Genomic DNA, 13,534 nt, shown 5'->3' with positions numbered 1-13,534 from the left:
TTCTCTGTTCCTTTGACGGGGGCCGAACGGCGATCTCGCCTCCCCGTCTGCCTGTTTTGTACCATAGATTTAAAATCTTGTCATACCCTAAAACCTCGATTTAGGGTAGACGGACGAAAAAAAATTTTCAAAAATCGCCGGAAAACAGCGTTTTCGCGGACAAGTGTTTGTGCACGGAGGACATAGCGGTGAAAAAGCAAGGTTACGCCATTCTCATGGCAGTTATCATGGTATTTGCCCTGACGGGCTGCGGAAACAAGTCGCTGCTCTCGGCCAAGGAGCCGGTGGAGCTGACGATGTGGCACGTATACGGCGAGCAGGCCGGTTCCCCGATGGACACGCTGGTGGAGGAATTCAACCGCACCGTGGGGACGGAGAAGGGCGTCCGCGTCAAGGTGACGGAGCTGAGCAGCGCCGCGAAGATCGGCGGCTTTCTGTTAGAGACACAGAGGGATTCCGCGCAGGAGATGCCGGACCTCTTCACCTGCCACATCGGGGACGCCATCGCCCTGGGCGAGGATAATCTGCTGGACTGGAATGACTATTTCACGGAGAAGGAGCAGAGTGAATTTGTGTCCGGTTTCCTTGCCGACGGCGAGGCGGATGGCAAACTGCTGGTGTTCCCCCTGTCCAAATCCACGCAGCTGCTCATGCTCAACGGCACGGGCTTTGCCCGCTTTTCCGCCGCCACCGGCGTGGGCTATGACGACCTCTCCACCTGGGAGGGATTCTATGACGCTGCCGGGAAGTTCTATGACTGGTCGAACGGCACGGAGCCTTTCTGCGCCATGGACTACCCCATCCGCGCCGTGGAGCTGAACGCACTGGAGCACGGCGCGGAAGATTTCTACACGGAAGACGGCTGGTATGACTTCGACAACGCCGTTTTCAAGGAAAGCTGGATGCAGTTTGCCCGCGCGCTGGCCCAGGGGCATATCGTGGTGTCTGACCTCTATTCCAATACGCAGGTGATGACCGGCGAGGTGCTCTCCGGCCTTGGCTCCTCCGCGGCGATCCTTTATTATAATGATACCGTGACCTATGAGGACGGGCACAGCGAGCCGATGGACCTGCAGGTGGTCCCCATGCCCATGACAGCGGGGGCAGAGCCGTTGATGACTCAGGCGGGCGTGGGCCTGTGCGCCTACAAGACCACGGAACAGAAGGCGGAGGCCGCCAGCCTGTTTGCCCATTGGCTGACGGAGAAGCAGCGCAATCTGGACTTCGTAACCTCCACCGGCTATATGCCGGTGCGGAACGGGGCCTTTGATTCCATTGATGAAGTAGAATTTGCCGATCAGGGCTATGCCAATCTCTACGCCGCCCTCAAGACCATGCAGGAAACCTATACCCCGCTGGCTGAAGTGCGCTTCAACGATTACTACTCCAAGGTCCATGCCTTGTACGACGGCCTGCGGCAGCTGCAGCAGGAACTGCCCCGGCGGGCCGCTGCCGGTGAGGATGTGGAGACGCTGGCGGAGGAGACCTGGGCGCTGTTCCGCTCCATCCACTGAATCACTTTTCCGTAACTTTCCATCAAGGCAGGTGAAGGCCCCATGCAGGTATCGTCCTATCTGAAAAACGCTCGGCGCTCCATGCGGCATAAGCTCATCGGCTACATGATCGTGCTGGCGGTGCTGCTGGTCGCGGCGCTTTATGCGGGACTCACCCTGTTTGGCCGGTTGAGCAGTCCCAAGGCCGAGATCAAAAAGGCGCTGGATCTCCAGATGGAGATCTTTCAGAACGATATGGAATCCCTTTGGCATAACGTCTCCGTTATGAGCATCCTTCTTTCCGAGGATATGACCGCGCTGCTGGAGGACACGCTGCAGCAGCAGGGCATCTCCTTTAAGGAGTTGGAGGGGAATGTGGAGACGACCAAAGCGGTGGAGGACGCTATGCTGGAGCCGCTGAGCCAGTATGTCCGGCAGGCGGACTGCTCCGGTGCGTTCGTCGTCTTGGAAAGCTCCATGAGCGACTGGGATGCGGCAGACGCCCGCAGCGGCCTCTATGTGCAAAGGGCAAACGCGGGGCGCGTGACCAATAACCTGCTGCTGTTCCGGGGCATCGCCAGCGTGGGCAAAGCGCACAATGTCATGCCGCACCGGAAGTGGGCCCAGGAATTCCATATTGGGCAGTTCCCCAATTACGCGGAGCATACCATGCAGGCTGCCGCCCCGATTGCCGATTCCCGCCGCACCACAGACCTTGTCACCCTGCCGGGGACCTCGGAAAAGGCGGTTCTGCTAACGATCCCCATGATCGGGGCAGACGGCACGGTCTATGGAATGTGCGGTTTCGCCATCAATCAGTCCTTCTTTTCCGCGCGCTATGACCAGCCCTCCAATCTCAGCCGCCTCGCCTGCCTGCTGACTACGGAGAGCGGCGATACCTTAGACGCGGGAGCCGCCCTGATGACCTATACGGAGGAAGGCTTCTGCTATGTTCCTCCCGAAGCACTCACCGTTAAGCCGATGAGCAGCGGTTTGGTGTCCCTGAACGGCGACGGTTTTTCTTTTGTCGGCATGGTGAAAAGCCTTACCGCGGCAAAGGGCGATGGGACGCCCCACACGCTGGCGGTGCTGATTCCGAAGGAGGATTACAATCTCGCTGTTGCCAAAAATATTATGCAGACGGTGTTGCTCTCGGCGCTGCTGATGTTTTCTGCCATCGTTTGCTGTCTGTATCTGGCGCGCCGGTATCTCGCTCCAGTGCATCGGGATCTGGATCGGCTGCGGGACGAGGACCGCGGCGGCGAGCAGATGGCGTTTTCGGACTTTGAACCGATCTCCGCCACGCTGCAGGCGCAGGATCGGGAACATGAGAAGATCATCACCACGCTGGAGCAGGAAAAGCAGACCGTGCAGGAGCAGGCCGTGCAGCTTTTGGATAAGAATGAAGAGCTGCAAGGGCAGTTTGAAGCGGCGCAGGCCGACGCCCAGCGACTGGCCTACTTCCGGAAATCCGAGATCGATCCGGCGACCTATGAGATGTTCCTGGTGGGCTATGATATGCTGACGCCGACGGAACGGGAGATTTTGGAGGCCCTGGCCGATGGCAGCAGCCCCCGCGAGCTTTCCGAACAAAGAAACTGCTCGGAGAGCACCATCGCCACACACCGCAAAAACATTTACAGAAAGCTGGGCATCCACAAAGCCTATCAGCTCAAGATATGCATCGCACTTCTGCGTCAGGAGCGAGAAGCACAAAACTGAACAAGAAACAAGCCGCCCCTGTCAAGCGTTGAGCCTGACGGGGGCGGCTTCAGATGTCAGCCGCTCCAGTTGTTTTTCTCCAGTGCCTCAAAGTAGGCCCAGGTCTGTGGTGCATTCTTTCTCAGGAGCTCCATCATTTCTGAATTGCTGCCGTGGGTGATCCAGTAGTCAAAGCAGTCCGCGAAGTATTCCCTGGCGTTGGTTTTGGCGTAATCCCGCAGCCCGGAGTTCTGCGCCTCCGCCAGATATAGCTGCTCATGCTCCGCAGGGAAGCCCAACTGTCCATCCAGAAAATGCCCGAACTCATGAAGTGTCGCGCTGGCCTCCGAAATGTAGATGGTTTTCTGGCTGTAGTTGGTGGCTCCAATGCAGCTCATGTTCAGCTGCTTGCTGAGTTCGCTGATGTAGTCGAAGTCGATACGGTATGTCCAGCCGGCGTCGTTGAAGGCGGCAAGCACCGGCTCCGGCACCTGCCGCAGCGCCAGCAGGTAGTCGTTGATGTTGACGTCTGCCGCGTTCACTAACGTCACCGGAGCTGCCGGGGCTGTCACGGCGAAGGCTCTGGTCAGGATTGCGTGAAGGAGCATGGCAGCGTCCCTGCGGGTGACGATCTCGTTTGCATCATCCTCCTCGCCGCAGAGCTGAAGCTCCTTCCCGATGCGGATGCAGTTTTCATGATCGGGCAGCGACACGCCGCCAGCATAGAGTATGCTGTCGTAAACGGGAATCTTGGCTGCGGCAAAGGCGCTTTTGAGCAGCGCTCCCCGGCATAGCTGGATATTGGGCGTGGAGCGTGCAGTTTCGTTCAGCCAGCCCTTCCGGTAGGATTGCTCCACAGCACGTTGGCTCAGATCACTCCATGAGCTGCCCTCGACCTTCACCTCATAGGCCCGGCAGAGCATCATCGCCCACTGCCGCACCGTCACCGGCGCATCCGGGGAGAAGCATCCGTTCCCCGTGCCTTGCGTGATCTCATGCTCCGCAAGATACATCACGCTTTCATAGCAGTCCGCAGTCTCCGGTACGTCCTGAAATGCACTGGATGCCGCCAATGCAGGAACCGTCAGCGACAGCGCCAGCAAAAATGCGGTACAGCATACCGTCAATTTTTTTCTCATCGTTTTCCCCCATTTCACAATAAAATAGGACCGGCGCATTGCGCCGGTCCTTACTGTCAGTTTGTGTAGTAGTTGGGCCTTGCGATAGAGGTGAAGCCCTCCAGACCAGTAACGACCACATTGTTATAGCCGCTGGCGCAGTGGATGATGAGCAGTCCTCCGTTGGCATCTCTGCCGCCTACGATTCCCACATGACTGTCGCCTGGATAAAAGACAAGGTCGCCGGGCTTGGCATCGCTCCAGCTAATGGGTGTACAATAACTGTGCTGGGCAGACGCTCCTCCGCCATGGCCGATGATGTACTGTCCGCCCGTGGCATTGTAAAACACCCAATCGACGAATCCGCTGCAATCTAAGCCGTAGGGGCGGTAGGTTCCCGAGGTAGAGTTGCCCGCCGCCGTGACCTGCCGCAGCTCGCCCCACCGGGCGTCCCAACCGATCACAAGGCTCTTGCCGCCCCAGAAATAATTCACCTTGCCGACAAGAGAACAGGCGGTGCGCACCACCGCTTCACGCTCCGGTGATAGATTTGTCGGCAAACTGCGGATCAGCGCTGCCGTGTCCCCGCTGACGGAGTACACATTCTCGATCAGCTCACGCAGGAGGTCCCGATGCTCCAGCAGTTCGTCCAGCGCTGCGATCTGATTCCGGTTGAAATGATACTCCGTTTTCATTTCCTCCGCCGTTTTGGCAGAGATCGTGATGTAGAGGTTCTTTTCCGTCCAGCCATCATCGCCCTCGCCGCTGTCTGGATGATGAATGACCTCAATGCGGTGTGCGATGGCAGTCATATCCCAAAAGACCGCTTTCAGACGGTCGATGCGGTCGGTGTCCATGGTGGCTACGTCCGCGGCATCTGCATCTGCTCCGGCAACCTTCACAGCGAATACCGCCAGCACCTCTATCCAATCGGCAGACTGCCCGGTCACGGAGATGGAGTCGTAGCTGTCCGCTGTTTGCAATTCCTCCAACCGCTCGTTATACTCATAATTGACCTGCGCCACCGCAGCGGAGATCGGCACAACGCCCGCCTCCCGGCTCTCGTTGGAAAAGAGGATACCGAAGGGGGACGCCACGATTGCCGCCACAAGGATCACCGTCAGTATCAGCACCAGCACCACCGCACCGCCGCCTGCCGACAGGATCGAGCTGACCGCAGACGCCACACCCCGGCCCACGGCCTTTATCGCCTGCACCGCTGTTCCGCCCAGCTTCTTTGCGGCATTTCCGCCGTTCTTTACAGAATCCTGAAGCATCGCCCGCTGTGCCTTTCTCTGCGCCGCCGCCCTTGCGCGGTGCGTGATGATTGCATTGTTCGGCGCTGCGTGGTCAGTTGGTCGAACACGCATGGTGCGCGTGGCCTTGGTCATGGCCTGTCCGCTCTTGGGGCCAGGGCTGCCCTTGGCCGATACCCCCGAATTGCCTTTCTGCGGAGTGGTCATTGTGCCTCCACGGTCGGACGGTGGAGGTACAATGTGCCGCTCTGCTGTTCTTTTCTCGGCAAGGTTCCGCCGATAGGCGGATTTTGCGTCCCCCATGGCTTTCTGCCGCCCACGCTCCTGCGGGGCGGCATTTGCACTTTTTGCGCCTCCGCAATTTTGCGGAGAAATGGTCTGGTTTCCGACTTTGTTTCGTGCGGCGTGTGATTGCAGCGTATCGGACAGGCCCCTTTCTGCCGGTGTCACGCCGTCCATGGTTTCGAGCGTTTCTGCCGCAGTACGGCTTTCTGACGCACTATTCTTACCTTGCCGTTTCTGCTCCTGATAGCGCTTTATCATACGCCGCGAGGCATCCGCCGCCCCAGCTGCACCACGGCGCATAGTTTTCTCCACGCGGTCGGTGGCGTAACGCACGGGATCGCAGCTTTCCGGCTCTTTTTCCCGCTGCCGCTTGTCCATGTGCTGTTTCAGAAGGGAATCCGCATCTTTGGGTGCGTGGCTTTTCAGCTTTGCCTTTGGCGTGTCCATGCCGGGTTTGATCTTCAAATCCTTCATACCATCAATCCTCACCCGGCTTGGTGGTCATCAGGCGATACAGTTCTGTATTCTTGGGCAGCTCATTGGCGAAAGGCACGATGGCCCCGCCTACCTTGATGAGCCCGTGGCCAGCCGGGGCATTGTCCACATAGCTCATTTGCGTATCCGATGCACCCAGCAGTCGGGCAAGCTGCTCCCGGTCGGTGGTGGCCTGATTGAGCATCAGCAGGAACTCGGAGTTTGCGAACATCATCCGCGCCGTATTGGATAGCAGACATTCCTCCACATTCTGTGTAATGCCGGTGAGCGTCGCGCCGTATTTGCGGAAGCGCTTCCAGCACTTGTAGAGAAATTCGCTGCTGTAATTGGTAATGCTGTGTCCGCTGCCGCTCCCATTGGCGAAAAACAGATAGATCTCGTCGATGTAGACATGGGTATATTTCCCCGCCTTGCGGTTTTGAATGACGCGGTTATAGATGGCGTCCAGCATCACCAGCAAGCCCACCGATTTCAGATTTTCACCCAAGTCCTGAATGTCAAAGCAGAGGATACGGCTTTTTGTGTTGATATTGGTCTGGTGGGAAAATACATTCAGACTGCCCACTGTGAACAGCTCCAATGCCAGTGCGATACGGTGCGCCTCCGGGTTGACCTGCTTCATCAGGTCGTCATAGAGGTCCTTCAGCGTGGGCGGCTGTCCCTGATAGTTTTTCAAATATTCCCGGTAAATGTTTCCCACGCTGCGGTCAATGATGGACTTCTCCTGCGGCTCGATCTTATCCGCGCCCATAAGCTGCTCGTAGAGCGACATGATAAACTCGGACTTCATCACCAGCGGCTCCTTGCCATCGCCATACCCCTCGGACAAGTCCAGCGCATTGATGTGGCAGCCATTTGGATCAGAGGCAGAGATGGTGATGACCTCACCGCCCAATGCCCGTACCAGCTCGCCGTATTCACGCTCAGGGTCCACGATGATAATGTCGTGGTCTGTAGAAAGGGCCAGCGCGGTCATTTCCTGCTTTGCCGCCATGCTCTTGCCAGAGCCGGAGACGCCAGTAATGAAGCCATTGCCATTGAGTAAGTTCCCGCGATTGCAGATAATGAGGTTATGGGACACGGCGTTCACGCCATAGTAAATGCCGCCTGCGTCCTGAATTTCCTGCGATTTGAACGGCATGAGGACAGCGGTACATTCCGTGGTCAGAGTACGGGTGGCGTCAATACGCTTTAAGCCGAGGGGCAGCACCGTATTCAGCGCGTCCTCCTGCTGGTAGCGCAGAATGTTAAACTGACAGCCCCGCGCCCGCCCAATGGCTTGCAGAGCCTCGGTGTCCTGATCGAGCTGTTCAAGGTTATCTGCCAGGTGCGTCAGCGTCACCAAAGCCAGCATCATACGCTGGTCGCGGCTCATGAGGTCAGTCATAAACTCCTTCGTTTCGCTCCGCATCTGCTCCAAGTCATAGGGGATATTGGCGGTAAAATTGTTGTTCTGATTCTGCCGCTGCTGCCAGCGGGTAATATCCGATTCCACGGACATAATGCGCTTGCGAATATCGCTCACTGCTTCGTCCATCGCCACAGGAATAATATCAATGGAAAGCATCATATTCCGGGGATAGTCCATCAGCTCCGTAATCATCGCATCGGAGATAAAGCTGGCATACTCCCGCAGAAACAGGGTGCGCCCCACATGATCGCCCAACTCATAGTGATTTTTTTGAAAGGAAATACAGTCCGGGGCGATGCAGTCCCGGAAGTCATGGCCCCTTCGCATGGTGTCCTCCAAATTGAACCGGAATAGCTGTTCCTCGCCGGGGCGATAGAAGTCATGCAGAAGCCGCAGGCGGTCATTGACCGTGATCTCACGGACGCTGGAGGACATACGGGAAAGTCCCGTGGTGAGGTCAGTCCCAACGCGGGAGAAGAACGCACGGGCCTCCTCCACACTTTTCTTTTCTGCCGAAACGGTGATGTACTTCTCCTGAATGAGATTGTTGCTCTCCGCCGCCTTGCCCAAAACAAGCGCGTTATACTCGTTGCGGTAGAGGTCACGGCGGTCGCCCTGCATGGGCATGAGCAGCGTCCGACCGAAGTCCTTTTGATTGAGCTGACGGTTAAAGAGCGTGATCTTCGCTGTGGCACCGATGGGCAGCGAGTTCAGGAAGGAGCAGTAGGTCATAAAGAGTTCCCGCTGCTTTTCCGGGGAGGCCACGGCATAATTGACATCAAAAAAGCGCCAAGTTTTTGAAAACTTGCCGCTTACCTGAAACACGCCGTCTTGATAAATACGTTTGATGGGAATAGATTTTTGAACGCTGCGGGGAACGGAAAAGGCGTCCCGCTCCGCGCTGCGCCGATGCTTGAAAAGGATCAATGTTTCTTCACCTCGCGTTTCATCGCTTCTTCATAGTAGTTTTCCGCTTTCCAGACACGCTTGCCTGCCATGATGACCTCGGATTTCAGCCACGCCCATAAAAACCGTTCCAGCGTAAGACCGTTGTACTGAAAAAAACCGGCAGTGGCCACGGGAGCCGCGCCGACGATGCACACCCAGCTCACCGTTTCCCGGTCCAACACTTGACTCAGGGTGAAATACAGCGCCACAGCAACGCCCACCGCCAAAACGGAGCAGACAAATTGCCGCACGGACAGACCGAAAAAGAGCGTTTCGCGGTAAGTGCGAATCTCCTTGTTGATTTTGATTTCCATTGAATTCCTCCGTGTTGTTTTGTTATGTACGATGTGGTACGATAAAGAAAAAATGAAAGGAAACTTCTTTCCTATGGCATATAGTGAACAGCTATGGCAGGATGCAAAAAAGAAGTGTCGTCTGACTGATGAAGATATTGCCCGTGCCAAGCGGCTGGGACTAAATCCCCGCAGCCTGATTAAGAACATTCTTAGCAAGAGCGAACCGTGGAAAGCACCGGTCAGCGAATGGCTGCAGGAAATGGAAGAAAAGCGGGAACGGAAGTCCGCCCAACGGCAGGCCCGGAAAGCAAGAGATCACTCATAACCCCAGCATTTCCTTGGCGATGTGGTCGGCGGACTTCACTAAGCCTACCAGCACCAGCAAATTAAATATGACCTCGCCCAAATAGCTCCGCACCTGCGTCACTACGGAGGCGCTGCTATCCACCACCGGCGTACCGCTGGAGGAAAAGGCCGAAAAGATGATGCAGGCCAGAACGATCACCGCACCCTCCATGCACACGCCTACATAACTCCGAAGGAACGCCTTGCCGAAGTGGGAAGTTCCTTCTCCGGCAAAGGACGCCAGCGCCACCGGGGAGAGCGCGGCATACATATAAATCTTAAAAAAGCGCCCATAGACGGTGAGGATCATAATGAATGCCAGCACTGTAATAAACAGGCTCCCCAGCAGCGTTACCAGCCAGAGGGGGATGCTCGCCAAAAAGCCCACATCTCCGATGGCGTCCGCAATCTCCTGCGGCAGCGCCACGGATGCGCCGGTCAAGCCGCCGATGCTGCCCGCCGCCGTTGCCACAATGCCGCTGCACACGTCAAATATATTTACCAGCAGGTCCATACCGTAGGTGATACCCAGCTTTGCCAGCACAAAGTAGATAAAGTGCCGCAGCAAATGCTCCGGCCTTTGAAAGTCCCGAAAGCCGGAGGCACTGCGAAAGATACCGATGGCAAAGAACAGCACCAGCAGCCCGTAGCCGATGGCCTGCATCCCGCCGTTGATGGTCACAATGGTCTGCCAGATGGTGCCGCCCTTGAAGGTTTGGGGCGATTCCGTCAGCAGTGACCACATTTCCGTCATTTTACTATTCCAAACGCCAAAGGCGTTGGTCAGGTTTTCTACGATCCAGTTGTTATCCAAATGAAAATCACCTCCCGCAAGGGAGCCGGGAGATCCGCCGCAAGACAGTATCTCCCGGCTCTTTTCATTAGATCGCGCCGATGGCGGTCAGAATTTCCTTTGCAAAGGCGATCATTAAGCCACCAAACAGGCAGAGGAAGCCCTGCGTTCTCTGGCTGGCATCGTGGGACTGGATCGACATACCCACCTGCACGATGCCCCAGCCGAGAATAATAACGCCCAGCGCCTTGATAATGCTGAAAATAAAATCGGAAAGGTTATTTACAATATCCAGCGGATCGCTGCCCGCCGCCATCGCAGGCGTAGCGCAGCAAAGGCAGAGAACAGCAGCCCCAGCCGCCGTCCAATAGAGCCGCTTCACCTTATTCGGCTCCGTCGGTTTCCAAAGATTCTTCTTGTTCAGATTCATGTTCTGTATCCTCCATGTCAATAAATTCGTAATCGTCCAAAGACCGGAACGCATAGGGCAGATCGGGCAGCGCATAATCCGGCGCGCCCTGCGGCTTATGGATATAAGGCTTTGCCTTACCGTCTGTCGTCAGCTTAATGTTGGGGTGTCGCTTGATGTTGTACTTTTTGTCCAGCACGGGGTCTTCCCCGCGGATAAACAAGATCGCTTTATTGGTGTCCAGTTTCCGCACTTCGTCAATGGTCATCAGGTCGCGGCCCGTCTGCTGGAAGTTGGTAGAGCTGGAGCCGCTGCGTCCCTTTGTCTGCCCCCGTGTGCGGGTGGCGATGGTCTCCTTGCCCAGCAGCTTTACGATAAACTCCAACGAAGTCGGCTCGTTGCCGCCGCCGAGGAACAGCAGCGTGTCGCAGTTGCCGATGATGCTCTCCCATTCCTTTTCATACAGCGCCTTGATTTGCTGGATGTTCTGCACGATGATGTTCAGCCCGATATTGTAGCTGCGGCAGGTGGCAAGGATCTTCGGATAGCTCTCCGGCTGGGCCACATTCGCCCATTCGTCCTGAATGACACGCACTGGCACAGGCAGACGCCCGTTGTGTTTCTCGTCCGCCCTGCGGTAAAGTGCCTGAAAGCATTGGGTGTAGAGCATTCCCACAAGATAGTTCATGCTGCTGTCATCAACAGGGATCACGCAGAAGATGGCTTTTTTCTTCTCACCCAGGCTGCCAAAGTCCATCTCATCCACCATTGTCATTCTGGCATACTGCGGGATATTGAAGGTGGCCAGCCGCACAGCGGCGCTTACCAAAATGGATTTCGCGGTTTTCCCCGCCGCCTGTTTGAAAGCCTTATATTGCTTCACCGCCACATGGTTGGGCTGTTCCTCCTCCAATGCCCGAAAGAGCATATCCAGCGGGCTGCGGTATTGATCGTCCTCCTCCCGCACCTCGGCAAAGTTCATCATGTAGATCAGCATTTCAAAATTCTGTTCCTCCGGGGGCGCTTCGCTGACGAGGTAGAGCATAAGGGCTGAGTCCAGCGCGATTTCTGCCTATAGTGATAGGTAATCCTTTGAAGTAATCGCCGGATTTTCCCCCACTCCACACCGGACATGCGACTTTCACCGCATCCGGCGTTCCATCGATTGTGTTATCAGGCATTTAATCAATCACCAATAGAAAGTTGTTCAGATTGCCGCCAATTTTGCGGCGGTGCGCAGGTTGTTGATTTTGGCCAGTTGTTTTCTTGTAACAGCCAGTTGTTTGCAGATACTCTTGAGAGCGGCAGCGTCCTGGTCAGTCAGCAATGGCAGATACCGCCTGTGGAGCAGCACCAGATTGCTGTATCGCTCCTGGCCGCCCTGCTCCTTTGGAACCTTCATGTGACACACGATGCTGTCCGGCTGCAAGAACCATTCGCCGCTGACAGCACACTTGCCCTTCTGGGCAGACAGCAGGGAGAGACTGCAATCGGCATATTCCAAGCTGTGGCCTTCCGGCAGATGTTCTCGCAGATACGCAAACAAGGTCGTATCTATCTCCAGATTATCGTGTATCTTTTTCCGTCCCGCCGGAGAGAAGCAGCAGACGGCGGTGCTGATTCCGATTGCGGTTTTATACTTGATAAACGCAATGGGGTAGATTGGCCGGTTGATACCGGACACATACCGCACCATTTGAGAAGCGCCGAAACGCTCCTTTTCGCTGTCCGTCATAGCGCCGCCCTCCCGGACGAGCTGACAGCCGGTTTCTGTGTTTAAACGGTTTGTCAGCACTGTCATGACTCTGCGGTGGATTTTCCGGCAGTCCAGACTGATACAGGTAGCAATCCTGTAGTAGTTCTGGATGCCCAGCACCATTTCGTCAAACAGACCAATTTCGTCCGGCTGCGTTCGCCCTTGGGCTGGTTTTGCAATGCGCTTTGCCTGCTCCACGAGCTTGCTTTCTTCCAACTGTAGCTTTTTGTCACAGATGTGGGACTTTACGACATACTTTTCACCCTTGCGGTACATCATGATTTTGAAGCCAAGAAACTCGGAGTAGCGCTTTCGGACATTGACAATGCGTGTTTTCTCTGGGGAGACCTCCAGCTTCAACCGTTCGGTAATCCACCTTGTGACGGCCTCCATGGTCTTCTCCGCGTCCTCTCGGTTCCGGCAGAAGATACGGAAGTCATCCGCATAGCGCACAATGAACATTTCTTTGAGATTGCTGTTCCGCATTTTCTGGTAGCCCTTGCTCTTGTCAAAGACCTCAGAGGTGCGGATGGTGCGCCATGTTCCGTAGCGGTTTGCCACGGGGTGTTCCGTCCATTGGCTGTCGATCCAGTGATCCAACTCATTGAGCACCACATTGGCCAACAGCGGGGAAATGATCCCGCCCTGGGGCGTTCCCTTTGTCGGGTAAACGGTGCTGCCGTCCGGCATACGGATGGGAGCCTTCAGGATGCGCCTGATGACAAACAGAAGCTGTTTGTCCTGGATGCCCAGCGTCCAGAGCTGCTTGATAAGTTTGCTGTGGTTCACATTATCAAAGAATCCTTTGATGTCAAACTCCAAAACATAGTGCAAATGCGCCCGTTGCAGCAGGGAGTAAGTACGGGAAATTGCGTGTTCCACTGACCGATTCGGGCGGAACCCATAGCTGTTGTTGCTGAACTTTGCCTCACAGATGGGTTCCAGGATTTGTTTGATGCATTGCTGCACCAATCTGTCCCAGATGCAAGGAATACCCAGCGGCCTGGTTTTGCCGTTTGGTTTTGGGATGTCCTTCCGGCGCACTGGTTTGGGACGGTAGCCGTGTTCGCTGCCTGTGACGATTTTTCTGACCTTACCGATGACCTCAACCGGTGGAAGCCGTCCAATGTCACCGATATTCTGCTTGTCTGTTCCTGCTGTGTAGCTGCCTGTGTTGGTCTTGATATTTCTGTAGGCCAGCATGATGTTGTCCGGGCTTAATACCAGT

General features: G+C 55.9%; 11 protein-coding genes. 3 read left to right on the top strand and 8 right to left on the bottom strand.

Annotated elements, in window-relative coordinates; genetic code table 11:
• Positions 1-188 precede the first annotated feature (188 nt).
• Together ACEVJL_RS00055 and ACEVJL_RS00050 are read left to right on the top strand one after the other, a co-directional pair.
• Positions 189-1,514 (top strand): ABC transporter substrate-binding protein, encoded by a 1,326-nt coding sequence (locus tag ACEVJL_RS00055; protein WP_374736507.1) that lies wholly within the window; start codon positions 189-191, stop codon positions 1,512-1,514.
• 42 nt (positions 1,515-1,556) lie between these two features.
• Positions 1,557-3,215, top strand: coding sequence for a helix-turn-helix transcriptional regulator (locus ACEVJL_RS00050; RefSeq protein WP_374736506.1), 1,659 nt, complete (start codon positions 1,557-1,559; stop codon positions 3,213-3,215).
• A gap of 56 nt (positions 3,216-3,271) precedes the next feature.
• Here the strand turns inward: ACEVJL_RS00050 and ACEVJL_RS00045 are convergent, their stop codons facing one another.
• From ACEVJL_RS00045 to ACEVJL_RS00030, 4 genes are read right to left on the bottom strand one after another with little or no spacing between them, the layout of a single operon-like run.
• Positions 3,272-4,333 carry an anthrax toxin lethal factor-related metalloendopeptidase gene (locus ACEVJL_RS00045; protein WP_374736505.1) on the bottom strand — a complete coding sequence of 354 codons (1,062 nt, stop codon included), beginning with the start codon at positions 4,331-4,333 and terminating at the stop codon, positions 3,272-3,274.
• Positions 4,334-4,389: 56 nt separating this feature from the next.
• A complete protein-coding gene (locus ACEVJL_RS00040; protein ID WP_374736504.1) occupies positions 4,390-6,327 on the bottom strand; it encodes a C40 family peptidase in 1,938 nt (645 codons plus the stop codon).
• A 4-nt stretch (positions 6,328-6,331) separates the two neighbouring features.
• Positions 6,332-8,686, bottom strand: a complete 2,355-nt coding sequence (locus ACEVJL_RS00035; RefSeq protein ID WP_374736503.1) for a VirB4-like conjugal transfer ATPase, CD1110 family — start codon at positions 8,684-8,686, stop codon at positions 6,332-6,334.
• The gene (locus ACEVJL_RS00030; RefSeq protein ID WP_374736502.1) at positions 8,683-9,021 is read right to left on the bottom strand and encodes a PrgI family protein; all 339 of its coding nucleotides are present in this window, start codon (positions 9,019-9,021) and stop codon (positions 8,683-8,685) included. Before ACEVJL_RS00030 ends, ACEVJL_RS00035 begins: the two co-directional genes overlap by 4 nt.
• A gap of 73 nt (positions 9,022-9,094) precedes the next feature.
• Here ACEVJL_RS00030 and ACEVJL_RS00025 point away from each other — a divergent pair, with 73 nt between their 5' ends.
• The gene (locus ACEVJL_RS00025) at positions 9,095-9,328 is read left to right on the top strand and encodes a hypothetical protein (RefSeq protein ID WP_374736501.1); all 234 of its coding nucleotides are present in this window, start codon (positions 9,095-9,097) and stop codon (positions 9,326-9,328) included.
• On the opposite strand, the gene ACEVJL_RS00020 is transcribed toward ACEVJL_RS00025, so the two are convergent.
• The 4 genes from ACEVJL_RS00020 to ltrA all read right to left on the bottom strand — a co-directional run.
• Positions 9,323-10,162, bottom strand: a complete 840-nt coding sequence (locus ACEVJL_RS00020) for a VirB6/TrbL-like conjugal transfer protein, CD1112 family (protein ID WP_374736500.1) — start codon at positions 10,160-10,162, stop codon at positions 9,323-9,325. The two genes, ACEVJL_RS00025 and ACEVJL_RS00020, sit on opposite strands and share 6 nt — an antisense overlap.
• A gap of 67 nt (positions 10,163-10,229) precedes the next feature.
• Positions 10,230-10,571 (bottom strand): TrbC/VirB2 family protein, encoded by a 342-nt coding sequence (locus tag ACEVJL_RS00015; RefSeq protein ID WP_177610765.1) that lies wholly within the window; start codon positions 10,569-10,571, stop codon positions 10,230-10,232.
• The gene (locus ACEVJL_RS00010) at positions 10,525-11,610 is read right to left on the bottom strand and encodes a VirD4-like conjugal transfer protein, CD1115 family (RefSeq protein WP_484489531.1); all 1,086 of its coding nucleotides are present in this window, start codon (positions 11,608-11,610) and stop codon (positions 10,525-10,527) included. The genes ACEVJL_RS00015 and ACEVJL_RS00010 overlap by 47 nt, the downstream gene beginning before the upstream one ends.
• A gap of 147 nt (positions 11,611-11,757) precedes the next feature.
• A partial coding sequence (ltrA, locus tag ACEVJL_RS00005) for a group II intron reverse transcriptase/maturase (RefSeq protein ID WP_374736497.1) occupies positions 11,758-13,534 on the bottom strand: 1,777 nt, incomplete at its 5' end.

It is taken from the genome of Flintibacter porci (assembly GCF_041925195.1).
In the GTDB taxonomy this organism is placed as follows: Bacteria; Bacillota; Clostridia; order Oscillospirales; family Oscillospiraceae; genus Lawsonibacter; species Lawsonibacter porci.
The sequence above is the reverse complement of the archived record's forward strand: the minus strand, read 5'-3'. Positions and strand labels throughout refer to the sequence as shown.

Excerpts from the sequence above, each read along its gene's own strand:
- ACEVJL_RS00050 (WP_374736506.1), top strand. The coding sequence starts at position 1,557 with ATGCAGGTATCGTCCTATCTGAAAAACGCTCGGCGCTCCATGCGGCAT.
- ACEVJL_RS00045 (WP_374736505.1), bottom strand. The coding sequence starts at position 4,333 with ATGAGAAAAAAATTGACGGTATGCTGTACCGCATTTTTGCTGGCGCTG.
- ACEVJL_RS00040 (WP_374736504.1), bottom strand. The coding sequence starts at position 6,327 with ATGAAGGATTTGAAGATCAAACCCGGCATGGACACGCCAAAGGCAAAG.
- ACEVJL_RS00030 (WP_374736502.1), bottom strand. The coding sequence starts at position 9,021 with ATGGAAATCAAAATCAACAAGGAGATTCGCACTTACCGCGAAACGCTC.
- ACEVJL_RS00025 (WP_374736501.1), top strand. The coding sequence starts at position 9,095 with ATGGCATATAGTGAACAGCTATGGCAGGATGCAAAAAAGAAGTGTCGT.
- ACEVJL_RS00015 (WP_177610765.1), bottom strand. The coding sequence starts at position 10,571 with ATGAATCTGAACAAGAAGAATCTTTGGAAACCGACGGAGCCGAATAAG.